This window comes from Pseudomonas rubra (assembly GCF_028656935.1).
GTDB lineage: Bacteria > Pseudomonadota > Gammaproteobacteria > Pseudomonadales > Pseudomonadaceae > Aquipseudomonas > Aquipseudomonas rubra.
On the sequence record NZ_JAMDGZ010000081.1, the window covers coordinates 1 to 24,928 of the forward strand.

Consider the following 24,928-nt stretch of genomic DNA (forward strand, 5'->3'; position numbering starts at 1 on the left):
TCGTTAGCGGGAGGCGAATTCTACAGCGTTAAAATAGGCCGTCAACCCTCTCCTAGAAAATTTTTTCCTTACCAAAGCGCCTCGTTGCCTGTATCAACGAATTACCAGCGTTGTCGAAGTGTGTAGGATCACCGTCACCCTCATCTGCTGATCGAGTCGACCTATGCACTTGACCCACCGCCCCGTCCAGGACAAGGACATCGCCGCCATCTGCTGCTTTCCCCAGGGCCCGGACGAGCTGTTCTATATGTTTCCCAAGGCCAAGTACCCGCTGACACCCGTGCAATTGAGCGAGGCTCATCGACCAGCGCAGCGGCTCGACTGTGATTGAAGGCGATGGTGTGCTACTGGCCTTTGCCAACTTCTATAAAGCCGAGCAGGGTGGCGTCTGCGCCCTTGGCAATTTGGTGGTGGCTCCCGCCGCCCGCGGCCATGGCGTGGCGCGCTACCTGGTGCAGAGCATGATCGAGCTGGCGCGCCACCAGTTCGAGGCTCGCGAAGTGCAGGTATCGTGCTTCAACAGCAACACCGCCGGGCTTCTGCTTTATCCACAGTTGGGCTTTAAACCCTTCGCCATCGAGGAACGCCAGGGGCCCGGAGGTATTCGGGTGGCGCTGGTGCAGATGAAGCGGGCATTTGTAGTCGATGAGCTGTAATGGCGCTTGAACCCGCGGCGGTGTCCGGTCTTCTGGATCCGCTGCACGAGATTCACCGCTCCCACAAGATCAAAACCAGGGAGGATTTCCCCAGCCTGGCCGTTATCCTCAAGGTAAGCCCCTGTACCCGAGGTAACGATGTTTCAACAATGGAACGAAATGCTGCAGTTCTACAAACGCAGCCGCCCGAACTATTGGCACGCCATCCGCAACAATCCACTGGCACCACATCTGTTGCCGACCTGGCTGGTGGTGCTGGCAACCATCCTGGTGGCCAGCGCCTCGTTCAGCGTGCAACAGCACCCGCTTGGCCCAGTTACGGTCATGTTCAGTACCAGCCTGTGCATGTGGGCGCTGTTGCTGGCCCGCGAGTATTTTGTCGCCGAACACTTCAAAAGCCTCTATCAACGCCACGCCATCGCCAGCCAGCCACTGCTGCAGCGCGAGAGTTACCTGCGCTATGCGCATTTCCTGCAGATGCTGGAGCAGAACGCTGTCAGTGCGGCCCAGGCGGCCGAGATCGCGGCATTCGCGAAGATCTCCGAGAACCCGCCCAAATCCTTGAACCTGACCCAGAATGCGATGTTCGTGGCGATCATGACCTTCCTCGCTACCATTGCCGCCGAGAAGGCCAAGGTGACCGCGTTGTGGAGGTTCGGCACAGGTAACCTGGTCATCCTGCTGACCTTTGCCGTGCTGCTGGTGCTATGGCTCGGGCTGATCGTGGTGCGTGATCATCTGCATTACAAGGAACGGATCATCCGCTACCTGGAATGGGCCAGCCATGACCTGCCCAGGCCCTGATCGACACGCAGGCCTGCATTGAACAATTGCATCCGCCCTCCGGCCTCCAGTAGCATTGAGAACAATTATCAATAACACACTGGCGCCAGCACCTCCATGGATACGCCCAAGCCTTGGCAGCAGGATGTCGAACACCTTTATCTCGAGTACAACGGCTGGCTGCGCAATTGGTTGCGCAAGCGCTTGAGCGAGAAAGCCGATGCCGACGATCTGGCGCAAGACACCTTCTTGCGGGTAATGCGCACGCATCAGCCACTCAACGAGTTGCGCCAGCCCCTGGCGTACCTGGCCACCATCGCCAATGGCCTGCTGGTCAATCGCTGGCGGCGCCAGGCGGTGGAGCGAGCTTATATTGAAGCCTTGGCGGCGCAGCCCGAAGCCGTGGCCTTGTCAGCCGAAGACCAGTACCTGCTGATTGAAACCCTGATGGAAGTCGATGCGCTGCTGCATGGCCTGTCGCCGCGGGCGCGGGAGATTTTCCTGTTGTCGCAACTCGATGGCCTGACCTACAGGCAGATCGCCGTGCAACTGGGCCTGAGCATCGACCAGGTGCAAAAGTCCATGAGCAAGGCCTTTGCCTTGTGTTACGCCAGCCAGTTCGAATGAGCGCCATGCCTGCCCAGGAGCCGCCGATTCCAGCAGCCATTCGTGATCAGGCCATTGCCTGGTTCACCCTGGCCCAGTCAGGTGAAATGTCTGCGCAGGAGCAGCTGCACTTGCAGCAGTGGCGCCAGGTTGATCCGGATCACGAGCGCGCCTGGCAACGCCTGGCAGCTATTCCCCGACAGTTGCAGCAACAGGCCCAATTGCTCAACACCCCGGTCGCCCGTAATGCCCTGCAGCAAACCCGCACGGTCAACCGCGACCGTCGGCAGTTGCTCAAAGCCTTTGCCGGCCTCGGCCTGTTCGGCGCCAGTGCCTGGCAAGCCCGCGACAGCCTGTGGCTGCAAGGCGCATTGGCCGACTATCACACCGGCACCGGCGAGCGCCAACACCACACCCTGGCCGATGGCACGCAGATCTGGCTCAACACCCGTACAGCCCTTGATGTGCGCTTCAGCGCCACTGAACGGCAACTGCTGCTGCACCAGGGCGAGCTCGACATTCTCAGCAGCCAGGACACCGCCGGCAGGCCATTGCGGGTGTACACCGCCGAGGCGCGGCTGCACCCGCTGGGTACCCGCTTTATGGTGCGCAGCGATAACAATGGTAGCGGCACCCTGCTGGCAGTCAGCAGTGGCCAGGTCGCGGCCACGCCGATCAGCGACGTGGGCGAGCAGGTTATCCACAGCGGCCAGCAAACGCGCATCGACCGGTTCGGCGTAGCCACACCACAGGCCCTGGACCCGAACGCCAGTGCCTGGATCGATGGCCTGATCGTTGCCCAGCGCATGCGCCTGGGTGATTTCATTGCCCAACTGTCGCGCTACCACGTCGGTATCTTGCGCTGCGATCCGGCAGTGGCCGGCCTGTACCTGACCGGATCTTTCCCGCTCAGCGATATTGAGCGCATCTTCACCCTGCTGGAAAAGAGCCTGCCTGTGCACCTGCAACGCCGTACCCCGTACTGGATCACGGTGACCGCACGGGCCTAAAAAAACAGCCTACAAAAAAAATCAGAACAAGCGGAAGGTTTCTCATTCTCGTTTGGCTTTAGAGGAAATCCCCACCGGTTTCCGGCGGGCCCACTCCTCTGAACCCGGTATCCGTCATGATTCTGCGCCCCCATCCGCTGGCCCGTGCCATCGCTACCACCCGTGCCTCCCGGCTCAGCCTTGCACTGATCAGCGGCTTGAGCCTGAGCGCTCTTGCCATGCCCAATGCCTGGGCCAGCGAGGTGCATCAGCAAGCCGCGATAGACTTCAACATCGCCCCAGGGCCACTGGATCAGGTACTTGGCCAGTTCGGCCGGCAGGCCGGCATTGCCCTGTCCACCGATGCCCGCCTCACCGCCGGCAAAGTCAGCTCGGGATTGAGCGGGCAATTCGCGGTTGACGAAGGCCTGGCGCGCATCCTCGCTGGGAGCGGCTACCGCGCAGAGCCACAAGCCGACGGCAGCTACCTGCTGGTCCTCCAGGCTAGCTCCGGCGCGGTGCTGGAGCTGGGCGCGACGACCATTCAAGGCCAGGGCATGGGTGAGGCCACCGAGAATTCCGGCTCCTACACAACCGGCCTGACCAGCGTCGGCTCCAAGACCCCGACCAGCCTCAGGGACACGCCCCAGTCGGTCTCGGTTATCAGCCAGCAGGCCATCGAAGACCTGCGCATGACCAACCTGTCCGATGCCATGAAACGCACGCCCGGTATCACCGTGAAGAACGGTAACTTCCGCCTGCCCAAGTTTGCCTCGCGTGGCTTTGGTATCGACAACATCCAGATCGACGGCGCCGCACCGATGGATATCGGCTCAGGCATCGGCACTTTCTATGGCGACAAAATCTACGACCTGGCCGAGTTCGACCATGTCGAGATTCTGCGCGGCTCTTCCGGGCTGCTCGGCGGCACCGGCGACCCCGGTGGCATCATCAACCTGGTACGCAAGCGTCCTCTCGAGCAGTACCAGCTCAAGCTCAACACCTCGGCCGGCTCCTGGGACAACTACCGCAGCGAGGTCGACGTCACCGGCCCGATCGGCTTTGACGGCAAGCTGCGCGGGCGGATGGTCGCCGCCTATAGCGATCGCCAGTACTTCTTCGACACCCGCAGCACCGAAAAACCGCTGATCTACGGCATCCTCGAAGCAGACTTAACCGATGACACAATGATCACGGTCGGTGGCAGCTACGAAAAAACCCACGAAAACGGCACCGGCGACGGTCTGCCACGCTACAGCAGCGGGGGTGACGTCAAGTTGCCACGCCACAGTTGGTACACCACCAATCAGGCCTACATGGACGGCTACGCTCGCGAACTGTTCGCCAAACTCGACCATAGGTTCAACGATAACTGGAAGCTCAACAGCTCCTACACCTACTCCTATGACACCTCGAACACCGAAGGGATCATCCCCTACGGATCGGTGGACGAAACCACCAATACCGGCCCTTACTGGTGGGGCAGTTATGTCGAGTCGTGGAGCAAGCAGTCGGTGTTCGACGTCAACCTTTCCGGTACCTTCCAGGCCCTGGGCCGCGAGCATGAACTGCTGGTGGGTGCCGACTACCAGAAGGTCACCAGCCGCTGGCGTGCCGCCCACGGCATGCTCGGCAAGGGTGGCCTGATCGACCTCTGGGACCCGCAGTCGACGCCCTTGAGCTCGAACGCGTCCGATCATGATTTCTGGCGCGACTACAGCCCAAACTCCCGCGAGCAATATGGCCTGTACTCCACCCTGCGGCTACAGATCAGCGACCCGTTGAAACTGATCATCGGCGCCCGCGCCCAACGCTACAAGTACGAACAGGCCTACCAGTCCAAGCGTGACGATGTCTGGCGCTATGAATCACAAATCAGCCATCGAGAGCCGACCAAAGTGGTGCCCTACGGTGGCTTGATCTATGCCTTGAACGATCAGTGGTCGGCTTACGCCAGCTACGCCGAAGTGTTCAAACCCCAGGCGCAAAAGCTCAAAGGGCCTGAAGGCAACAGTTCAGCGGTCGAGGCCATGACCGGCAAGACTTACGAAACCGGACTCAAGGGCGAGCTGTTCGGCGGCGCACTGAACCTGACAACCGCACTGTTCTATACCAAGCGTGAACACGAAGCGATCAACGATCCGGCCTACCCAAGGGCTCCTTTCAGTTATAGCGGTGCTTGCTGTTTCATCGGCCAGGGCGAGGTGATCAGCAAGGGCATCGATATCGAGGCCAGCGGCGAGGTGCTGCCTGGGCTGGAAGTGATCGCCGGGTACACCTTCAACCTGATGGACAACCAGACCGAACAGAGCGACTACACCAGCATCACCCCCAAACACCTGTTCAAGCTGTGGTCGGTGTACACCCTGCCCAACGACTGGTCGGCCTGGCGGGTTGGCGGCGGGGTGAACATCCAGAGCAGCAACTTCGTCAAAGGCACCGCCTACGACTTTGATGCGAAGGGTAAAGTGATCAACGAGAAGCCCTACGACTTCACCCAGAGCGGCTATGCGGTGTACGACGCGATGGTTGAGTACAAGGTCGACGAACACTGGACCGTCGCCCTCAATGGCAACAACCTGTTCGACCGGCATTACTACGCCACGGTCGGCACCTCGGAGTACGGCAACTACTATGGTGAGCCGCGCAATTACATGCTGACGCTGCGCGGGGTGTTCTGATCAAGCCCGCACAAAGCGCTGCCGGAGCACCTCACTCAAAGCATCCACCCAGAACAGCACCAGGCCGGCAAACAGCGCCAGGGGACGTTTGAGCATGGGGATTCTCCGGTTCAATAGCGGGGAAAGGGCCGTGTGCGGGCCCGCCCGAAAATTATAAGAGGCATCGGCGCAAAGGCCAGCTTTGCTACACTCGGGCCTTCCCGATTTTTCGAGGTGCGTATGAGCGAGCCGATTCGCCTGACCCAATACAGCCATGGCGCCGGTTGTGGCTGCAAGATCTCTCCGAAGATGCTCGAGGTGATTCTCGCCGAAAGCGGTACTCAGGCGCTGGACCCGAAACTCTGGGTCGGCAACGCCTCGCGCGATGACGCGGCAGTTTACGCGCTCGATGACGAGCGCGGTGTGGTTTCGACCACCGACTTCTTCATGCCCATCGTCGACGATCCTTATGACTTCGGCCGCATCGCCGCCACCAATGCAATCAGCGACATTTATGCAATGGGCGGCGACCCGCTGATGGCCATCGCCATTCTCGGCTGGCCGATCAACGTACTGGCCCCTGAAGTCGCCCGCGAAGTGATCCGCGGCGGTCGCGCGGTATGCACCGAGGCCGGTATTCCACTGGCCGGCGGTCATTCCATCGACGCCCCCGAACCGATTTTCGGCCTCGCCGTGACCGGCGTGGTGCAAAAGCGCCACATGAAGCGCAACGACACCGCCACCGTCGGCTGCCGCCTGTACCTGACCAAGCCACTGGGCATCGGCATCCTCACCACCGCCGAGAAAAAAGCCAAGTTGCGCGAGCAGGACAAGGGCCTGGCCCGCGACTGGATGTGCACCCTGAACACCCCCGGCAGCCGCTTCGGCAAGCTGGCCGGGGTCAAGGCCATGACCGACGTCACCGGCTTCGGCCTGCTCGGCCACCTGGTGGAACTGGCAGACGGCAGCGCGCTGAGCGCCCGCCTGAACTACAGCGCGGTGCCACGCCTGCCGAGCGTCGAACACTACCTGGCCGAGGGCTGTGTGCCCGGCGGCACCCTGCGCAACTTCGACAGCTACGGCGAAAAGATTGCGCCGTTGAGCGACGAGCAAAAACACCTGCTGTGCGACCCGCAAACCAGTGGCGGCCTGCTGGTGGCGGTAACACCGGAAGGCGAAGCGGAGTTTCTCGCCGTCGCCACCGAACTGGGCCTGAGCCTGGCACCGATCGGCGAGCTGGTCGAGCGACAGAGCCATGCAGTTGAGGTGCTTTGATGCGCGACAACTGCACCGACTACCGCCAGCTGTTTCTCAACGATGTACCCATGATGGACATGCGCGCCCCGGTCGAATTTACCAAGGGCGCGTTCCCCAACGTCATCAACCTGCCACTGATGAATGACCTCGAGCGGCAGAAGGTCGGCACCTGCTACAAGCAACAGGGCCAGCAGGCCGCCATTGCCCTCGGCCATCAACTGGTCAGCGGCCAGCTCAAGGATCAACGCATTGCCGCCTGGGCCGCCTTCGCCCAGGCCAACCCCGAGGGTTACCTGTACTGTTTTCGCGGCGGCCTGCGCTCGCAGATCGCCCAGCAGTGGCTCAAGACTGACGTGGGTATCCACTACCCCAAAGTGGTCGGTGGCTACAAAGCCATGCGTAATTTCCTGCTCCATACAACCCAGCAAGCGGTGGCCGAATGTGACTTCGTGCTGATCGGCGGACTCACCGGTACCGGCAAGACCCAAGTGCTGCAACAACTGGATAACACTGTTGACCTGGAAGGCCACGCCAATCACCGCGGCTCCAGTTTCGGCAAGCGCGCCACCGGCCAGCCGGCGCAGATCGACTTCGAAAACCACCTGGCCATCGATGTGCTGAAAAAACGCGCACGCGGCGTCGAGCAGTTCGTGCTGGAAGATGAAGGCCGCATTGTCGGCAGTTGCACACTGCCGCTGGAGCTGTACCAGGGCATGCAGCGCTATCCGTTGGTGTGGCTGGAAGACAGCTTTGACAACCGGGTCGAGCGGATTCTCGGCGATTACGTCATTCACCTCAGCGCCGAGTTCGTTGCCCTGCACGGCGATGAACACGGCCTGCGACTGTTTGCCGAACGACTTACCCAGAGCATGGCCAACATCCTCAAGCGCCTCGGCGGCGAGCGCTACCAGCGGCTGTCGGCATTGCTTGAGCAAGCACTGCAAGAGCAACTGCGCAGTGCTGCGGTGGATCTGCACCGCGCCTGGATCAGCGGCCTGCTCAACGAATACTACGACCCGATGTATACCTACCACCGCGACAGCAAAGCCGAGCGTATCGAGTTTGCCGGGGATCAGCGCGAGGTGCGCGAGTACCTGCGTGCCCGGGCTACTCGCTCCTGATCAGGGTTCGAGCAATGCCTGCAATTCGTCGGCCCGCGCCTTGGTGCTGCTCAGTAGGCATCCTGCACCATTGAGCTGGTCGATAGTACCGCCGGTGAGGCTGTAGTACAGCTTGCAGTTGGCGTCACGGTACTTGATCCACGCCCGCTGGGCCTCACGCAACTGAGCTTGCTGCGGCCCTTCGAGGCCTGCCATGGCTTTTTTGTAGGCACTGTTGAGGCGGCTGTCCTGATGCTTGATCTCGGCACCGTTGCAGTTATTCATGGCCAGGGTGGATTCGGCGGTTTTCATGCAGGCGGTGTAGTCCGGGGAGTAGTCGTCCTGGGCCTGGGCAATCGAGGAACAACAGAGCAATAGGCCTATGGCCAAAAATGGGCGTTTCATGCTGCGGACTCCTTGTGATGCACTGCCATGCAATGCGAGGTGGCTGACAGAATACTATCGCGGGGCAAGCCCGCTCCTACAACGGTGCTTGCTCCGCGATCCGGCCGGCGGTGCCTGCTCCTGCACACACCTGCAGCACCTTCTCGCGCAACCAGCGATGCCCCGCCTCCCCTTCACGGCGCTGGTGCCAGGTCTGTTGAAAGGCAAACGGCTTGATCGGCAACGGCGGCTCAAACCTGCGCAGGCGTGAATCCGCCTTGCCGCTGTCCAGGCTGCGCCGGGCCACGGTAAGGATCAGATCGGTCCCGGCAATCACCTCCTGGGCCGCCGCCCAATGCGGCAAGGCCAGCACCACCCTTCGCTGGGCGCCGATCGCCTTGAGGGCCAGATCAATCTCGTTGTCGATACCCGGGCGCACCGCCACCAGCACATGCGGCCGCGCCAACCATTCCTCCAGGCTCAGCGCACCACGCGCCGGCAGGCTGCTGCGGTCGGCAATGCAAGTGAAGCGCTCCTCGAACAGGGTCTGCGCGCGCAGCTCAGCCGCCAGTTCAGGGAACACCGCCAGGGCCAGATCGGCTTCGCCATCGAACAGTTGACCGAGCATGGCCTCGCGGCTGCCCTGCGAGACGATCAGGTCAATGCCCGGCGCCTCTTCGCGCAGCATCCGCATCAAGCCCGGCAACACCACCCGGGCGCCGTAGTCCGACATCGCCAGGCGAAAACTACGCTGCGCGCGGCGCGGGTCGAAGCCTGGGCTACCCAGTAAGCCATCCAGTTGTTCCAGGGCCTGCTGCAGCGGTTCGATCAACGCCTGCGCCCGTGCGGTAACCTGCAAGCGCCCACCACGACGCACCAGCAACGGGTCGCCAAACAGTTCGCGCAGTTGCGCCAGGGCGTGGCTGACCGCCGGCTGGCTGCGGTGCAGGCGCAAGGCCGCGCGCGAAACATGCTGCTCGGCGAGCAGGGCATGCAAGGTCAGCAGCAGGTTGAGGTCGATTCGGCGCAAGTCATCCATCAGGCGAATAATTCCTGTGCAGCATTCGAATTTCCATTATTTGGATGGATAACCAAGACTTTGGCAAGCCACTTTTCAAGGAGTCTTGCCATGAACCTGCCCGCAATCAGCGCCACCCTGCTGCCGTTGACCGTCGCCTTGCTGGCCGGCGCCGCCGTGCCCTTCCAGGCGGGTAGCAACGCCGCGCTGGGGCGGCTACTCGGGCATCCGTTATGGGCGTCGCTAGTATCGCTGGTGGTCAGCGTGCTGATGGTGATCCCGGCATTGCTGGTGCTGCGTGCCCCGCTACCGCAACTGGGCGCCGTGGCTCATGCCCCTTGGTGGGCATGGCTCGGCGGCGTGGGCGGCGTCGCCTACATAACTGCCGCCCTGGTGTTGACGCCACGGCTGGGCGCCGCCGGCTTCATCGTCTGCGTGATTGCCGGCCAGGTGCTGTCTTCGTTGATCATCGACCAATGGGGTTTGATGGGTTTGCCCGAGCGCCCGGTCAACGGCTTGCGCCTGGCCGGGGTCGGGCTGATTGTGCTCGGCATGCTGGTGGTGCAGTGGGGCACCTCGACGTCGGGCCGCTAGATGGCGTCCTTGTCGATCTGCACCGGTGCCGGGGGCTCGATGACTTTCTTCAACTGAAAGTGCAGCTCAGGGCTCTGGATTGCATAGGCAATGGCCACGTTGAGTGCGATTGCCAGGCCACCATCGAGCAAGTGCCAGCCTGGCATCCGTGCGCCCTTGAACACCTGTCGACACCACCAGGCCTGCACCGCACAGAAAAAACCAACAGAGGCCAGCCAGAGGTAGTACCCGGGCCCAAAGCCGGTGACATCCAGAAAATCGTAACTGTGGTTGTTGGGCAGCCGTTCGACCAGCAACGAACTCAGGGCCAAGTACAAAGCGCCCAGGCCCAGCAGCAGCGACAGCCAGCGCCAGCGTCGATGCGCCAGGATTGCAAGGCCCAACAGCGGGTTGGCAAACCAGGCATAGATTTGCATGACCACGCCCCAGGGCCCGTACAGCATCGCCTGCAAGGCATGCAGGCGGCTACCGCCAGACAAATAGATGGCATCGAAGCACAGGCTCAGCACGAACAAGCCCAGGGTGATTGCCACATAAAAACGCGCCATCAGTTGCCTCCACACGCGACACAGGGTGTTTGTGTCTGCTCGGGGATCGAGCGAAACGGCACTTTGCTCCAGGGTGTGAACGCCAGCGGCACAGTCACGACGATCCCGGCAATCAGCACCCAGGCGGGCCAGCCCAGCAGCGGTACCCTGCCACTGCCCGCAGGCTCATGCCGATAGCGCCACTGACCGAGGATGAACACCAGCATCGCCAACAGCCACACATAGTAACCGAGCAGCAGCCCCGGCCCGTTGGCCGAATCGGGCACCGGGGTCCAGCCGAGCCAGCCCAGTGGCACCATCAGGCCACTGAGCAACAGCGCCGCGCAGCCCAGGTAGAGGGCCACCCGCGGCTTTGTCCGGTGCATCACTAGAGCTGCGAAATACAGCGGGTTGGCGTACCAGAAGGAACCCGCCAGCGCCCCCAGGGCCAGTGCGTGCATGCCGCGCATCACATCGTGCTCGCGGGCGCAGGCCTGGAGGAACAGGCAAGTGATATAGCACGCAAGACTGAGGGTCAGATAGTTCAGGGGCACCAGTAAATCCATTTGGCTGGTCGAAGAGCGCGCGACAATAACGCAGACAGCGCTGCCGCGCTTGAATATTCAACCTTCCAGCGGCGCCTGATCGAGCAGCAACCCGTATAAACCCGAGTCCGACAACTCACCGGCTACACACCAACGCTGGCGCAACAGCCCTTCGAGCACAAAGCCCTGACGTTCCAGAGTACGCGCCGAGCCGTGATTACGCGGGTCGATTTCGGCCTCCAGGCGCCGCAGGTGCAGGCCGTGGGCCAGGTAGTCGATGAAACTGGTGAGCGCCTCGTCCATGAAGCCACGGCCTTGTGCACTGCTGGCAAGGCAATAGCCAATTTCGCCACGGCGCGAGCCAGGGTCGAGGTTGAACAGCTGGGTCATGCCGATCAGTTCGCCATTGTCGCGCCGATAGATACCCAGTTTGAGCATCTGCCCGGCGGCATGGGCATTGCGGTCGTCGGCCAGTGCCGCCTGTGCCTCTGCCAGCACTTGCCAAGGGCCATGGTTCCAGTAACGCATGACCTGCGGGTCGGCCATGATGGCAAACCACGCTTGGGCATCGTCTGCCGCCATCGGCCGCAGTTGCAAACGCGGGCTTTGCAGACACAGATCAGCGGGGAAACTGTACGTGTGGGTCACGCGGGACCTCCTGTCCGATTCATGAACCGCCCAGTGTACCCCTCAACCCACGCCTCAGGCGACTTCGGCGCCCTCGTCCGGCCAGATCGGCTCGTTGGCCTCCAAAGGCGGCAATCCATAGGCGGCGCGGGCGGCATCGCAACTGGTGTTGGCTTCGCCATTGACCCAGGCTGCGTCGAACTCCCGGCACGGGGTCGAGCGCTGCTCATACAAGGTGCAGCTCACACCTTTGCCAATTTCGCCTTCGAGCCCGATGCAGCGACACGGCTTGCTGTCGGTACCGATCATCGCCACGCGGCTGGGGCTGATCTGGACCACCAACTCGTCGGGCACCACACCTCCGGCCGAGGTGCACTCACCCCAGAAGAAAGACACACGGAAATACCCGCAGCAGGCGCCGCAGTTCAAACAGGGATTATGTTCGGACATGATCAGAAGGGGGAGGTTGATTATCGTTATAGGGAGAAACCCGCCGCCATTCTATGCGTTGCCGCTTGTTTGAGAAGGGGGGTGATGCAGAAATATATCGCCGCTGACGGACGGTTGCATAGGCGCCCTGCCGGGGCTGCTACGCAGCCCATCGCCGGCAACGCCGGCTCCCACAATGGCCCTGGTGCACAGACCTTGTGGGAGCTGGCCTTGCCAGCGATGGACCGCAGCGCGGTCCCGTTACTTCTGGGTTGGCTTGGCACCTACCCCATCAGCCCGGAACATCTGCCGGATGCCGCGCACCGCCTGGCGAATGCGGTCCTGGTTCTCGATCAGGGCGAAGCGTACATGGTCGTCGCCATAATCACCAAAACCGATGCCCGGCGACACGCAGACCTTGGCCTCGGCCAGCAGTTTCTTGGCGAACTCCAGCGACCCCAGGTGTGCATACTCCTCAGGGATCTTCGCCCAGACGTACATCGAGGCCTTGGGGTTCTCAACCATCCAGCCCAGCTCGTGCAAGCCCTTGACCAGCACATTGCGACGCTGGCGATACTGCTCGGCGATGTCGCGCACGCACTGCTGATCGCCTTCGAGCGCAGCAATCGCCGCCACCTGCAACGGGGTAAAGGTGCCGTAGTCGTGGTAGCTCTTGATCCGTGCCAGGGCGTTGACCAGTTCAGGGTTGCCGACCATGAAGCCGATGCGCCAGCCCGCCATGTTGTAGCTCTTGGACAGGGTGAAGAACTCCACAGCAATGTCCTTGGCGCCTGGCACCTGCATGATCGACGGCGCTTTCCAGCCGTCATAGACGATGTCGGCGTAGGCCAGGTCGTGGATCACCAGCACATCGTATTGCTTAGCCAGGGCCACCACCCGCTCGAAGAAGTCCAGCTCGACGCACTGCGCAGTCGGATTGGAGGGGAAGCCGAGAATCATCATCTTCGGTTTCGGAATGGATTCGCGGATCGCCCGCTCCAGCTCGTTGAAGAAGTCCACACCCGGAATCAATGGCACCGAACGCACCTGGGCACCGGCAATCACCGCACCATAGATGTGAATCGGGTAGCTGGGGTTGGGCACCAGCACGGTGTCGCCATGGTCGAGGGTGGCGAGCATCAAGTGCGCCAGGCCCTCTTTGGAACCGATGGTGACAATGGCTTCGCTCTCCGGGTCGATCTCGACCTCGTAGCGCTCCTTGTACCAGCGCGAAATGGCCCGACGCAGGCGTGGAATACCGCGGGAAGTCGAGTAGCCGTGGGTGTCTTCACGCTGGGCAACCTGCACCAGCTTTTCAACGATATGCGCCGGCGTGGCCCCGTCGGGGTTGCCCATGCTCAGGTCGATGATGTCCTCGCCGCGACGGCGTGCAGCCATCTTGAGTTCGGCGGTGATGTTGAAGACGTAAGGGGGGAGACGATCAATGCGCGCAAAGCGGCGCGGCGAACCTTGGTCAGCCATGGATTCCTCGAAGACGTAAGCGCCCGGAACCGTCCGAGCGACGTTGGCCACTGCGGTGGCCGAAGCAGACGATAGAGCCTTTGCCGGCGGCGTGTCCAGTGCCTGCGGAAAAATCCCTCACCCAGGCTGAGTTTTATGTTACAACTTGACGGATCAAATGATAATCATTTGTATCATTTCTATCGTTTTCCTGGCATTCAAAGGAACTGCAATGCTGTCACCCTCCGCCAAGCGCCACCCTTTTAACCCAACACTGCTAGCCCTTGCCCTCTGCGCCGCCAGCAGCAGCCTGCAGGCAGCCTCATCCAGCGATGACACCGAAAATACCGACGACCGACATCACAGTGTATGGGAACTTGGCGAAACCCATGTCATCAGCAACCAGTTAGGTACGGTGACCGAAGGCAGCGGCGGCTACACCCCTGGCACTATCGCCACCGCCACTCGCCTGGTGCTGACCCCGAGGCAGACGCCGCAGTCAATCTCGGTAATCACCCGTCAGTTCATGGATGACTTCAACCTCAACGCCATCGACGAGGTGATGCGCCATACACCGGGCATTACCGTCTCGACGCTGGACAGCGAGCGCACCACTTACTACGCCCGTGGCTACGCGATCAGGAACTACCAGTACGACGGCATTCCTACCCTGGACAACGGTGTCAACGCTGCCGGCAATAACCTCAGCGACACCGCCATCTATGACCGCATCGAAGTGATCAAGGGCGCCAACGGCTTGCTCTCCGGGGCCGGCAGGCCCGGTGCGGCGATCAACTTCGTGCGCAAGAAACCCACCGCCGACTTCAACGCCCATCTTGGCGCCAGCGGCGGCTCATGGGACAACTATCGCAGCGAACTTGACGTTTCTGGTGCGCTTAACGAAAGTGCCAGCGTGCGGGGTCGAGCCGTGGCCGTCTTGCAGGACAAGCATTCGTTCCTGGATCACTATGAACGCAAGACCAGCGTCTATTACGGCATCGTCGAAATGGACCTGGATGACGCCACCCTGCTGACGCTCGGCGCCGATTATCAGGACAACGACCCCAGGGGTTCCAGCTGGGCGGCGATCCCCATGTTCAACAGCGACGGCAACCTGAACAAGGTCTCGCGCTCGTTCAACCCGGGGGCGCAATGGAGCCGCTGGGAGCAATACACCCGCACGGTATTTGCCAGCCTGGAACACCACTTTGCCAATGACTGGGTGAGCAAGTTCGAGCTCAGCCACAAACTCAATGGTTACCACGCAAGGCTCGGCTCGCTCAGCGGCGGCGCGCCTAATCCGCGTACAGGCAGCGGCAGCACCCTGTACTCGGGCAAGTTCACCGGCGAGACCAAGACCGACACCGCAGAACTCTACGCCACCGGCCCGTTCGAGCTGCTCGGTCGCGAGCACGAGCTGGTGGTCGGCACCAGCTATTCGCGGGCCAGGTTTGATGCCAAGGCCTACAACGCGGCAGCGGGTTACGACAACCGTGTCGACAACTTCTACACCTGGGATGGCAACATTGCCGAACCCGCCTGGGACTTGGCTCGCACCGACGACCAGACCACCCGCCAGACCGCCAGCTACATCACCGCACGCTTCAAGCCCAGCGATGACCTGGCGCTGATCCTCGGTAGCCGCTTCGCCAACTTCACGCGCTCCGGTGACAGCAACCAGAAAGAAAGCGGGCGCGCCGTGCCATACGCGGGCATTGTCTACGACCTGAATCCGACTTATTCGGTCTATGCCAGCTACACCAGCATCTTCGAACCGCAGTCCAGCGAGGACCGCTTCGGCAAAATGCTCGAGCCTAACGAGGGCGACAACTATGAGGTCGGCCTCAAGGGCGAATGGTTCGACGGGCGCCTCAACGCTAGCCTTGCGTACTTCGAGATTCACGAAGACAACCGCGCCGAACAGGACCGCAGCGGCCAGCCTTCGCTGGTGCTGAGCCCCTATATCGCCACCAAGGCCAAGTCCAAAGGTTACGAAGCGGAGATTTCCGGCGAACTGGCCCCAGGCTGGCAGGTGCAGGCCGGCTACACCCATAAAATCATTCGTGATGGCGATGGTGACAAGATCTCCACTTGGGAGCCCGAAGACCAGGTCAGTCTGTTCTCCAGCTACAAGTTGCCAGGAGCCCTGGAGCACGTGACCGTGGGCGGTGGTGCACGTTGGCAGGGCAAATCGTGGCAATCGGTGCGCAACCCGGTTCGCGGCAGTGAAGACTACACCCAAGAGGCCTACTGGCTGGTTGACCTGATGACCCGCTACCAGTTCAGCGACAACCTTTCAGGCCAGGTCAACCTGAACAACCTGTTCGACAAGAAGTACTTCACCAACGTCGGCTTCTACAACTCCTACTACTACGGTGACCCGCGCAATGTGAGTGTCAGCGCACGCTACGACTTCTAACTGCACCCTCAGCGAATCTCCTTGTAAGCACCCGCTTCCCACCTGACTGCGGCCGCCAGGCCGCGATCAGGCGCAAAGGCCGCGCCGGATACACGGGTGAAGGCCCGGCCCTCGCTGCCCAGGCTTACTGCACGCTCGCTCTTGTCCGACTCGGTGAGCACGGTGTAAGAGTAGCCACGCATCGCCTGATAGCGGCCCTCGTCCCGTACCAGCGCCTGGTGATACTGCGCAAGCGCCTGGTCGCTGAGGTTGAGCATCTTTTGCAACTTTACCCCCCAGCGGCTCAGACAGACTTCGGCGAAATGGCGCACGATCAGCCCGGGTTCGATCAGTACCTTGCCTGCGCCTGCACCGTCGGCGGAAGCGTTGCCCACCAGTGTCGCGTGCCGGCCCGGCATCGGATAGATGTGGCAGCGGGTCGAGCCATGGGTCCGCGGCACAACGCAGGCAAAGCCTTTTGAACGCTCATCACGGGAGTAGAAGCCTACGTACTGCTTGATGTTGTCGCCAAGCTGAACCCGATGAGCCTGGAAGTTCAACAAGCCCGGTACCGGATCAATGGCAAAGATATTCACCGGAATGTGCTTGAGGCTGCTGTCCCCCAACATGGCGTTGGCCAGCATATGGCAGCTCACTCCACCACGGCTCCAGCCCACCAGGTTGACCTGGGTCGGCAGCGGCCCGTTCTTGCGAAACATCTTGATGATCTGCTCTTGCAGTTGCTGCGGCGTCACCACACGATTGCCGTAGCTGTAGGTGCGCCAGAACCAGGAGCCGGTTTTCTCGACATCTTCGATCGGAATGCCGGCGGCCTTGAGCTGCTTGTACTCGGCTTCGTTGAGGACCTTGCGCCGCCAGGCAAACGATCCTTTGATGACGTGCAGGGCGTGGCTGACGTTCTCTTCCCAGCCCTTGCCGAACAAGGTACCGGAAAGCCCGTAGGCCTTGGTCTTGATGAACAGGTCATCGGCTTGCAGATTGCCACTGCCGGGGCCATCGATGGCCACCCAATGGGCAAACTCCTTGCCCTGGTCGTTGGCGGCCAGGGTCGAAACCAGTTCACCATTCCAGAAATTGGGGTTCTTGTCGTCAAAGCGGTGAGAGCCGGTGCCACAAAAGTAAACGGTCAAAATGCTCATGCCATGATCCTGTGAGGTTGAGGATCAGCACACGCTATTGCAGCCCAGCCACCACCAACAGGCGGAAAGACACCCTGACAACGGAACCCGCTGCCAGGGCATCGCTCAGTAGACCTGTACCCGCCAAAGCTCGCGCGAAGCCGATGCTGGTGACATCGGCAGACGCCCGTGCAAGGTCTGGTAGTTGTCGATCAGCACCAGGTCCCCTTCGACCCAGTCGTGGGCAATCAGGCAATCCTCGTCGTAGACGAGCGCGTCGAGCTGTTCAAGCAGCGCCTGCTGGGCCTGTTCGTCATAGCCTTGGACTTCCTGGCTCAGGGTTTGCAGGGTCGAATCGGTACCTTCCTGGTAGCGCAGGATGCGTTCGCCGGTACGTGGATGCAGGTCCACCAGACCGTAATGACGGGGCGACCCGCCGAAGTAGGTCATGCGCGTGTAGTAGGTGATGTCCACCGCCTGCCACAGCCGTGCCACCTGATTGCCTACCTTGCGCAGTGCGTTGCGGCTATCGACGATGGTGGTCTGGCCTTCGCCCGCTTGTGGCGGCGTCTTGCAATAGAGCATGAACTTGCTGGCGCAGAACTTCGGATCGCGCTGAACCTGGGCGTCGCTGTCGGGTAGCATATTCAGGTCCCAGTGCAGCGGGGTCTTCTCCAGCGAATGCACGACACCTTCGGGTTTGTCGGCCGGCTTGACCACGTGGACCTTGCCAAAGGCCCACTGATAGATAGTGCCAAAGCGCTCGCAATCGCGGGCAAAGCTGTCGCGGTCCTCGAACTGGCAGCCGCGCAGACAGACAAAGCCGAAGGTTTCCACCAGCGATTCCAGCAACTGCGTCGAGAAACGCTCGAAGCCAAGGCCCAGTGGGTCCCGTACCAGCAAGCCGAACAGTGGCAGCTTCTGCATCTGGAACTCGAAGCCTTGCAGTGCTTCGCCAGTGGTCTGATGATAGAGCCAGGGGCGGCCCTGGTATTGCACCAGCACGTGCTTGTCGATATCGACCTCGGCATGGCCGCGCAGGGTCTGGCTGCCATCCAGATGCCTCACCGGCACGGCGTGCCAAGGGCTGGAGACCCGCTCCAGGCCGTCCGCCAGGGCCAGGGTGAATTTTGGTCCGGCGTTATCGTACTGGTGCACGGACAGCCGAATGTCATCGGGGAAGAAGCGGTTGACCGCCGCATTCAGCGCCTGGCCGCGGAACATCATCTGATAGGCCTTGTAACCAATCTGCAGCAGGTGCTCATCCTCACTCTGGCCGGCTTCACGGTACAGGCGCAAGTCGTTGTAGAGGTGGCTGCAAAGCTTGTCGTGGGCGTGGCTGAGAGTTTCGTCGGTGCGGCTCTGCTCGATCAGCACCTCGACGTTCTTCCAGGGCAGGCGCGCCTGCTTGACCAGGGTCGCGCGCACGGCATCGGCGCTGCTGGCCTGGGGAAACAGGTCCTCCATGCTGACCCAGTTGATCGTGTGGGTCGTGCACAGTTCGCGCAGTGCCTGGTTGTAGGTTTTGCGTACCTCGTCGGGCACCCCGACGATGTCGTTGAAGGTGGTGCCGTCACTGAGGATCGACACCACGCAGCCTGGCGCGTGTAGCGCGGCGATGTCCTGGCCCAGTTGATCAAGACGCTCGATGGCCATGGCCTCGCCGTAGTCCGGAAGAACACCGAAGGTCTGGTCGCGGGCATTTGGCGACTTGCACGGAAAGCCAGGCAGCACCAGGCGAACGGGTGCCTGCTGCTCGTAGAAGTACGCAAGGCTCTGCGCCAGGTTGGCCCTGCCCGCCGCGTCGAAGCGATCGTCGCTGTCCTTGAGCAGATAACCCGCCAGCACGTCGCTGACTGCCTTGATCCAGGTGTCCTTGTGTTGCATGACCTATCTTCCTTGAAAGGTGGTGTTTCAGAATTGGCTGGCGAGCGTGCCAGTTTGGCAAGTGGTGTCGGCCTTGCGCAGAACATGCAGCAAATCCGCCGGTTGATCGCAGTACAGGTCCGCTGCCTGCGCCTGCAAGGCATAGAGCCGACCGTAGCCCCAGGTCACGGCCGCAGCCTGCATGCCCGCAGCGCGCGCGGTCATCAGGTCGATCACCGTGTCGCCCACGAACAGACAGCGCGCAGGCTCCACCGCAAGGTGCCGAGCAGCTTCCAGCGCTGCGTCAGGTTGCGGTTTGAGCGGCTGGCCAAAACGCTGGCCAAGCACAATCTGGAAAGTGCCTGCGGGGAACAAATGCGTTGCCACCTGCAGCGCCATGTCGTGGGCCTTATTGGTGACAATGGCCAGGGGCAGGTGCAGTTGTCGGCAACCCTTGAGTAGCTCGAGGATCCCCGCGTAAGGCTGCGAGAACTGCACCAGATGGTTCTGGTAGCAGGCGATGTAACGTTCATGCAGGGCCTTGTCGTCAGCAATGCCCAGGCGCGCAGCGACCCGCTCGAGCATCGCCCCGGTGCCGCCGCCGACATAGGCACTGATAGTCTCCAGGGGCAGCGGCGGGTAACCCTGCTCCTGCACCACCTGGTTCAGGCACCAGACGATATCCGGCAAGGTATCGACCAGCGTGCCATCAAGGTCGAAAATCACGGCGTCCGCCGTAAACGATGCTGGCATCATTGCGCGCTGGCGTAGTGGCAAGGGCGACCCTGGCGGAATACCAGGCGGCTGTAGCGCTCGTCGATGTTGCTGCGCTTGTCGAGCATCACCACGCCACGCCGCTTGATCGCCACCGAGTGCCAGGGCGTGCGCCACAGGTCGCTGGTGGGCACCAGGCGGATACCGATTTTCTGCGACACGGCCAACTGCGGGTGGATCGACAAGCGCAGGCACTGCGGATAACGCGCTTGCAGCAGCGCACTCCAGGCCTCGCTGCGCTGGATCACCCGCTGGGAGGCCGGTTTGGCGATTTTCTTCACGGCATTGAGGCTCATGCCAGAGAACTCGGCAAGGCCCGAGTAATCTTCGGACAAAAAGCGATGGATGCCGCAGTACATCAGCATCATGTGCGGCTCGTCCTGAAAACGCTGGCCGAGCGCGATCAGCGATTGGCCGTACTCGATCATCAGCTCTTCACGCATGGAGTCCAGGCAGCCCAACTGCGGGTAGGCGTCCTTGAGGTCGAACAGAGCAAAACTGTGTGGATACTGTTGTTCGGCGTAGCGCTGAATCTCGTCGGTGTAGTCCTTGACGTGGGCATCGGGCACCCGCACCAGGTCGGAAAATACATAGCCGTCGGAGCAGATGTGAATCAATGCGCCCGGCGCGTACAGGGCCTGGATTTCCGCGCACAGGTGCTGCAACTCGTCGATGGCATGGCGCTCGGCAAGATCCGGCAGGTGGCTGAGGGTCTTCTGCCGGTTAGGCGATTTACCCGGGAAGGCCGGCAGCACCATTTCGATACGCTGGCCGCTTTCGATTGCCTTGAGGACCTTGTCCAGATGCGGTTCGAGCACGTCGGTGGACAGTTCGTCATCCTGACCAGGAGCCAGGCTGCGGCGGCGGAACAGGCAGTCGAGCACCTGCAGGGCGGTATCGAGGTGCAAAGAGGTATAGCGCTCGCGCAGCGGCGCAAGGCACGCCCGTTGAGCAACGGCGTTTGGCTCGGTCATGAACAATCCCTTGTGTGGTGGATCACGGCCAGTATCCTCTGGCCATGCACAGATATTCCCTACCTGCGCGGCGATAAAATCCGGCAAACCTAGGGTACTTGTCAACAGCAGTTTCGGTCGTTATCGGATCGGTCGCGGGGCAAGCCCGCTCCTACAGGTTGTGGGAGCAGGCTTGCCCCGCGATAAGACCTTACGCACAAACAAAAACGCCCCAGACTTCGCAGCCTGGGGCGTTTTCATTACACACTGATGAATCAGTGTGCGTAGGTCAGCAACAACTCGGTCGGCACCTTGGTGTCCAGCGACATCATCACGCTCAGGGCGGTGATGGTGAAGATCGAGAACACGAACAGCTTGCGTGCCCACAGACGATCGTCCACCGCCTTGTAGCCGGTCCAGGCCATGTACAACCAGTACATGCCCATGGCCGCGGCAACGGCCATGTAGCTCATGCCAGCATAGCCACCCAAGGTCAGCATCAGGGTCGCTACCAGGAACGCCACGATGTACCAGAGGATATGCTTCTTGGCCACCAGGATCCCACGCTTGACCGGCAGCACCGGAATCGATGCGGCCAGGTAGTCGTTGAAGCGGAAGATCGCAATGGCGTAGGAATGCGGCATTTGCCACAGGCTGAACATCACCAGCAGGGTCAGTGCAGCCAGGTCGAAGCTGTTGCTCACCGCGCAGTAGCCGATCACCGGAGGCATGGCACCGGACAGGCTGCCAACCAGGGTGCCGTGCACCGATTTGCGCTTGAGGTACAGGCTGTAGAACCCGACGTAGATGACAAAGCCGATCAGGCCAAACAGCGCCGCCAAGGCATTGGCCTGCACGTACAGCAGGCCAAGGCCGGCCACCCCGAGCAGGGTGGCGTAGGCCAGCGCGACTTTCAGCGAGATCTGGCCCTGGACCATTGCACGGTTCTTGGTGCGCTCCATCTTGATGTCGATGTCACGGTCGATGCAGTTGTTGAACACGCAACCGGACGCCACCACCAGCGAAGTGCCAATCACCGTGGCCAGGAACAGCATGACGTCGACATGCCCTTGCGCGGCAAGGAAAAAACCGCCTGCCACAGAAAGCACGTTACCGAAAATGATCCCCGGTTTGGTGATTTGGATAAAGTGCTTAACGGACATGTCGTCTTACCTCACTTCGCCATCATGCTGGTGTGGATGCTGAACATGATCCACAGCGACAGGCCGACCAACAGTGCAATGACCATTACCGTGAACAGGAAGGTCGACACGTTGGAGCGCTGCTCGGCAGAACGGTCCATGTGCAGGAAGTACACCAGGTGAACCACGACCTGGATGACCGCCAGAGCCACCACGACCATGATCGTGATGTCTTTGGGCATGCTCGGGAACATCACCAGGCCGAACGGAATCGCCGTCAGGATGACCGACAGGACGAAACCGATCACATAGGACTTGACGCTACCGTGGTTGCCCTCGGCGTGGCTGTTATGTGCGTTAGCCATTTACAGAACCCCCAGCAGATACACGACGGTGAACACACAGATCCAGACCACGTCCAGGAAGTGCCAGAACAGGCTCAGGCAGCTCATGCGGGTCTTGGCGGTACCGGTGATACCGTGCTTGTTGATCTGGTACATCATGACCGCCATCCAGATCAGACCTGCGGTTACGTGCAGACCGTGGGTACCGACCAGCGCAAAGAACGCCGACAGGAAGCCACTGCGCTGTGGGCCGAAGCCCTCGGCGATCAGGTGATGGAACTCATAGACTTCCATCGCGATGAAGCCGGCACCCAGCAGGAAGGTGATGGCCAACCAGCCCAGCACGCCGCCCTTGTTGCCTTTGAACATCTGCAACATGGCGAAGCCGAAGGTGATACTCGACAGCAACAGCAGGCCGGTCTCAACCGCGACGAAGTCCAGTTGGAAAATATCGTGACCCGACGGGCCGCCGGCAAAACTGCCGGACAGCACCGCGTAGGTGGCGAAGAGCGACGCAAACAGGATGCAGTCGGTCATCAGGTACAGCCAGAAACCGAATACGGTCATCTGGCCCGAGTCGTGGTGGTGGTCGTCATGCCCATGGTCGTGACCATGAGCATGAGTATCAGCGTTAATTACATGACTGGACATTGATTAAACCCGCTCAAACGATTCGACACGTGCGCCAACCGGCGTACCGGTAGCCAGGCCCAGGGACTTCATGCGCTCACCTTCGATGCGCGCCACTTCCTCGGCTGGAACCATGTAGCCCTGGTCGTCACGAGCAGCATGGGCGACGAAGACCGCGATGGTACCGATCAGGCTTACGCCAACCAGCCACCAGATGTGCCAGATAAAGGCGAAACCGAACACGGTCAGCAGCAGGCCCATGAACACACCGGTGGAGGTGTTGTTCGGCATGTGGATCGCTTCGTACTTGGCTGGAACCTTGTACGCGATACCGGCTTTCTTGGCTTCGTGCCAGGCGTCCAGATCGACGTTCTCAGGCATGCTGGCGAAGTTGTAGAACGGCGGAGGCGACGAAGTCGACCATTCCAGGGTACGGCCGCCCCATGGGTCGCCGGTCACGTCCATGTTGTCCTTGCGGTCGCGAATCGACACGTACAGCTGGATCAGCTGGCAGGCGATACCGAACAGGATCAGCACGGCGCCGAACACGGCTACGTACAGGTAGGGTTCCCACAGAGGGTTGTCGGAGTGGTTCAGACGACGGGTCATACCCATGAAGCCCAGTGCGTACAGTGGCATGAAGGCCACGTAGAAACCGGAGATCCAGAACCAGAAGGCAGCTTTGCCCCACTTCTCGTTCAGGGTGAAACCGAAGGCTTTCGGGAACCAGAAGGCGAAGCCGGCAATGTAGCCGAATACCGCACCACCGATGATCACGTTGTGGAAGTGGGCGATCACGAACAGGCTGTTGTGCAGAACGAAGTCAGCACCTGGAACAGCCAGCAGTACGCCGGTCATACCACCGATCGAGAAGGTCACCATGAAGCCCAGGGTCCACAAGACTGGCGCGGTGAAGCGCAGACGGCCCTGGTAGATGGTGAACAGCCAGTTGAACAGCTTAACCCCGGTCGGAATCGAGATCAGCATGGTCGCCAGACCGAAGAAGGTGTTGACGCTGGCGCCCGACCCCATGGTGAAGAAGTGGTGCAGCCATACCGCAAAGCCCAGTACCGCGATCGCGCCCGAAGCGTAGATCATCGACTTGTGGCCGAACAGGCGTTTGCCAGCAAAGGTCGAGGTGACTTCCGAGAACACACCGAAGGCCGGCAGGATCAGGATGTAAACCTCAGGGTGACCCCAGGCCCAGAACAGGTTGACGTACATCATCGGATTGCCACCAAGTTCATTGGTGAAAATGTGGAAATCCATGTAACGGTCAAGCGTCAGCAGTGCCAGGGCGGCAGTCAGGATCGGGAACGAAGCGACGATCAGAACGTTGGCCCAGGTGCAGGTCCAGGTGAAGATCGGCATGTCCATCAGCTTCATGCCAGGCGCGCGCATTTTCAGCACGGTGGCGAGGAAGTTGACACCCGTCAGCGTCGTACCCAAGCCGGATAGCTGTAGCGCCCAGATGTAGTAGTCGACACCTACGCCAGGACTGTACTGAATACCCGCCAGCGGCGGATAGGCAACCCAGCCGGTCTTGGCGAACTCACCAACACCCAGGGACAGGTTGACCAGCACGACGCCGGACACCAGCAGCCAGAAGCTCAAGGAGTTCAGGAACGGGAAGGCAACGTCACGCGCACCGATCTGCAGAGGCAGGGCCAGGTTCATCAGGCCGGTGAAGAATGGCATTGCCATGAAGATGATCATGATCACACCGTGAGCGGTGAAGATCTGGTCATAGTGTTCGGGAGGCAGGTAGCCCTCAGAGCCGCCGGTGGCCATGGCCAACTGCGTACGCATCATGATGGCGTCGGCAAAGCCGCGCAGCAGCATGATCATCGCGACGATGATGTACATCACCCCGATCTTCTTGTGGTCGACCGAGGTCAGCCACTCGGACCACAGGTAGGTCCATTTCTTGAAATAGGTGATTGCACCGATCAACGCGAGGCCGCCGAGCGCGATCATGGCAATGGTCACCATGACTATCGGCTCGTGATACGGAATCGCATCCAAACTTAGTTTACCGAACATCTC

The 24,928-nt window shown here is 61.0% G+C and carries 23 protein-coding genes and 1 pseudogene; 9 read left to right on the forward strand and 15 right to left on the reverse strand.

The genetic code is table 11. The features are described from left to right. Nucleotides 1-163: 163 nt before the first annotated feature. From M5G17_RS26645 to mnmH, 7 genes and pseudogenes are all read left to right on the forward strand, one after another. Nucleotides 164-656 (forward strand): annotated as a pseudogene (locus tag M5G17_RS26645) (N-acetyltransferase family protein). A 138-nt stretch (nucleotides 657-794) separates the two neighbouring features. Continuing rightward, nucleotides 795-1,460 (forward strand): hypothetical protein, encoded by a 666-nt coding sequence (locus tag M5G17_RS26650; RefSeq protein ID WP_273895847.1) that lies wholly within the window; start codon nucleotides 795-797, stop codon nucleotides 1,458-1,460. Between the two features lie 96 nt (nucleotides 1,461-1,556). Further along, nucleotides 1,557-2,066 (forward strand): sigma-70 family RNA polymerase sigma factor, encoded by a 510-nt coding sequence (locus M5G17_RS26655; RefSeq protein WP_273895848.1) that lies wholly within the window; start codon nucleotides 1,557-1,559, stop codon nucleotides 2,064-2,066. 5 nt (nucleotides 2,067-2,071) lie between these two features. Further along, the gene (locus M5G17_RS26660) at nucleotides 2,072-3,055 is read left to right on the forward strand and encodes a FecR domain-containing protein (protein ID WP_273895849.1); all 984 of its coding nucleotides are present in this window, start codon (nucleotides 2,072-2,074) and stop codon (nucleotides 3,053-3,055) included. 116 nt (nucleotides 3,056-3,171) lie between these two features. Further along, nucleotides 3,172-5,715, forward strand: coding sequence for a TonB-dependent siderophore receptor (locus M5G17_RS26665; protein ID WP_273895850.1), 2,544 nt, complete (start codon nucleotides 3,172-3,174; stop codon nucleotides 5,713-5,715). A gap of 219 nt (nucleotides 5,716-5,934) precedes the next feature. Continuing rightward, complete coding sequence (selD, locus tag M5G17_RS26670; protein ID WP_273895851.1) at nucleotides 5,935-6,969, forward strand: selenide, water dikinase SelD; 1,035 nt, start codon at nucleotides 5,935-5,937, stop codon at nucleotides 6,967-6,969. Further along, on the forward strand, nucleotides 6,969-8,072 hold the full coding sequence (mnmH, locus tag M5G17_RS26675; protein WP_273895852.1) for a tRNA 2-selenouridine(34) synthase MnmH: 1,104 nt from the start codon (nucleotides 6,969-6,971) through the stop codon (nucleotides 8,070-8,072). The genes selD and mnmH overlap by 1 nt, the downstream gene beginning before the upstream one ends. Here mnmH and M5G17_RS26680 read toward each other — a convergent pair whose 3' ends face one another. Both M5G17_RS26680 and M5G17_RS26685 read right to left on the reverse strand, forming a co-directional pair. Beyond that, on the reverse strand, nucleotides 8,073-8,456 hold the full coding sequence (locus tag M5G17_RS26680; RefSeq protein ID WP_273895853.1) for a lysozyme inhibitor LprI family protein: 384 nt from the start codon (nucleotides 8,454-8,456) through the stop codon (nucleotides 8,073-8,075). Between the two features lie 76 nt (nucleotides 8,457-8,532). Then, nucleotides 8,533-9,474 (reverse strand): LysR family transcriptional regulator, encoded by a 942-nt coding sequence (locus M5G17_RS26685; protein WP_273895854.1) that lies wholly within the window; start codon nucleotides 9,472-9,474, stop codon nucleotides 8,533-8,535. Nucleotides 9,475-9,564: 90 nt separating this feature from the next. On the opposite strand from M5G17_RS26685, the gene M5G17_RS26690 reads away from it, so the two are divergent. After that, nucleotides 9,565-10,047 carry a DMT family transporter gene (locus M5G17_RS26690; RefSeq protein ID WP_273895855.1) on the forward strand — a complete coding sequence of 161 codons (483 nt, stop codon included), beginning with the start codon at nucleotides 9,565-9,567 and terminating at the stop codon, nucleotides 10,045-10,047. Here M5G17_RS26690 and M5G17_RS26695 read toward each other — a convergent pair. The 5 genes from M5G17_RS26695 to alaC all read right to left on the reverse strand — a co-directional run bounded on the left by M5G17_RS26695 (nucleotide 10,044) and on the right by alaC (nucleotide 13,657). Further along, nucleotides 10,044-10,595: a hypothetical protein gene (locus M5G17_RS26695; RefSeq protein WP_273895856.1), complete on the reverse strand. Its 552-nt coding sequence runs from the start codon at nucleotides 10,593-10,595 to the stop codon at nucleotides 10,044-10,046. The two genes, M5G17_RS26690 and M5G17_RS26695, sit on opposite strands and share 4 nt — an antisense overlap. Continuing rightward, the gene (locus tag M5G17_RS26700; RefSeq protein WP_273895857.1) at nucleotides 10,595-11,128 is read right to left on the reverse strand and encodes a hypothetical protein; all 534 of its coding nucleotides are present in this window, start codon (nucleotides 11,126-11,128) and stop codon (nucleotides 10,595-10,597) included. Before M5G17_RS26700 ends, M5G17_RS26695 begins: the two co-directional genes overlap by 1 nt. Nucleotides 11,129-11,197: 69 nt before the next feature. Beyond that, nucleotides 11,198-11,767: a GNAT family N-acetyltransferase gene (locus tag M5G17_RS26705; RefSeq protein WP_273895858.1), complete on the reverse strand. Its 570-nt coding sequence runs from the start codon at nucleotides 11,765-11,767 to the stop codon at nucleotides 11,198-11,200. Between the two features lie 54 nt (nucleotides 11,768-11,821). Then, nucleotides 11,822-12,196, reverse strand: coding sequence for a YkgJ family cysteine cluster protein (locus tag M5G17_RS26710; protein ID WP_273895859.1), 375 nt, complete (start codon nucleotides 12,194-12,196; stop codon nucleotides 11,822-11,824). A gap of 240 nt (nucleotides 12,197-12,436) precedes the next feature. Then, complete coding sequence (alaC, locus tag M5G17_RS26715) at nucleotides 12,437-13,657, reverse strand: alanine transaminase (protein ID WP_273895860.1); 1,221 nt, start codon at nucleotides 13,655-13,657, stop codon at nucleotides 12,437-12,439. Nucleotides 13,658-13,868: 211 nt separating this feature from the next. Here alaC and M5G17_RS26720 point away from each other — a divergent pair, with 211 nt between their 5' ends. Further along, complete coding sequence (locus tag M5G17_RS26720) at nucleotides 13,869-16,055, forward strand: TonB-dependent siderophore receptor (RefSeq protein ID WP_273895861.1); 2,187 nt, start codon at nucleotides 13,869-13,871, stop codon at nucleotides 16,053-16,055. Between the two features lie 8 nt (nucleotides 16,056-16,063). Here M5G17_RS26720 and M5G17_RS26725 read toward each other — a convergent pair whose 3' ends face one another. The 8 genes from M5G17_RS26725 to cyoB form a co-directional block, all read right to left on the reverse strand. Beyond that, nucleotides 16,064-17,194: a hypothetical protein gene (locus M5G17_RS26725; protein WP_273895862.1), complete on the reverse strand. Its 1,131-nt coding sequence runs from the start codon at nucleotides 17,192-17,194 to the stop codon at nucleotides 16,064-16,066. 105 nt (nucleotides 17,195-17,299) lie between these two features. After that, on the reverse strand, nucleotides 17,300-19,060 hold the full coding sequence (locus M5G17_RS26730; protein ID WP_273895863.1) for an isocyanide synthase family protein: 1,761 nt from the start codon (nucleotides 19,058-19,060) through the stop codon (nucleotides 17,300-17,302). Nucleotides 19,061-19,087: 27 nt separating this feature from the next. Then, entirely contained in the window at nucleotides 19,088-19,792 is a 705-nt protein-coding gene (locus M5G17_RS26735; RefSeq protein WP_273895864.1) for an HAD family hydrolase, read from the reverse strand. Further along, nucleotides 19,792-20,787, reverse strand: a complete 996-nt coding sequence (locus M5G17_RS26740; protein ID WP_273895865.1) for an isocyanide synthase family protein — start codon at nucleotides 20,785-20,787, stop codon at nucleotides 19,792-19,794. The genes M5G17_RS26735 and M5G17_RS26740 overlap by 1 nt, the downstream gene beginning before the upstream one ends. A gap of 254 nt (nucleotides 20,788-21,041) precedes the next feature. Continuing rightward, nucleotides 21,042-21,929: a heme o synthase gene (gene cyoE, locus M5G17_RS26745; protein ID WP_273895866.1), complete on the reverse strand. Its 888-nt coding sequence runs from the start codon at nucleotides 21,927-21,929 to the stop codon at nucleotides 21,042-21,044. Between the two features lie 11 nt (nucleotides 21,930-21,940). Then, on the reverse strand, nucleotides 21,941-22,273 hold the full coding sequence (cyoD, locus tag M5G17_RS26750) for a cytochrome o ubiquinol oxidase subunit IV (RefSeq protein ID WP_273895867.1): 333 nt from the start codon (nucleotides 22,271-22,273) through the stop codon (nucleotides 21,941-21,943). Further along, the gene (gene cyoC / locus M5G17_RS26755) at nucleotides 22,274-22,903 is read right to left on the reverse strand and encodes a cytochrome o ubiquinol oxidase subunit III (RefSeq protein ID WP_130263175.1); all 630 of its coding nucleotides are present in this window, start codon (nucleotides 22,901-22,903) and stop codon (nucleotides 22,274-22,276) included. Between the two features lie 3 nt (nucleotides 22,904-22,906). Then, complete coding sequence (cyoB, locus tag M5G17_RS26760) at nucleotides 22,907-24,925, reverse strand: cytochrome o ubiquinol oxidase subunit I (protein WP_273895868.1); 2,019 nt, start codon at nucleotides 24,923-24,925, stop codon at nucleotides 22,907-22,909. Nucleotides 24,926-24,928: the final 3 nt, after the last annotated feature.